This window comes from Paraburkholderia sp. SIMBA_030 (assembly GCF_046535245.1).
Lineage (GTDB): Bacteria > Pseudomonadota > Gammaproteobacteria > Burkholderiales > Burkholderiaceae > Paraburkholderia.
Genome location: NZ_JAWRXB010000592.1, coordinates 1 through 270 on the forward strand (window position 1 = coordinate 1; position 270 = coordinate 270).

Annotated in this window: 1 pseudogene; it reads right to left on the bottom strand. The window is 63.7% G+C overall.

The features are described from left to right. Positions 1-220 (bottom strand): annotated as a pseudogene (locus SB772_RS41320) (dihydrodipicolinate synthase family protein); the annotation flags it as partial. Between the last annotated feature and the right edge of the window lie 50 nt (positions 221-270).

Here is a 270-nt window from a genome sequence, read left to right on the forward strand (position 1 = left end):
CGGACAGCATATCCAGCAGGTCGCGATACTCGCTCACGGCAACGTGATACAGATTGGCGTTGCCGCCATAGAGCAGCGTGCGCACGCCGCCCGCCTCGATGTGGCGGATCAGCGCGGCGTTTTGAGCGGCGTCGAGCGCATGGTCGGCGCGGCGCGCCAAAGGCGGCACAGCCATGACCGACGCAGCGAGTTCGCTGTCTTCGAATGGGGATTCGTTCATGAGACGGGACGGGAGTCGAGTGGAGTGGAAACAGGCTCCCAAGGTAGCAT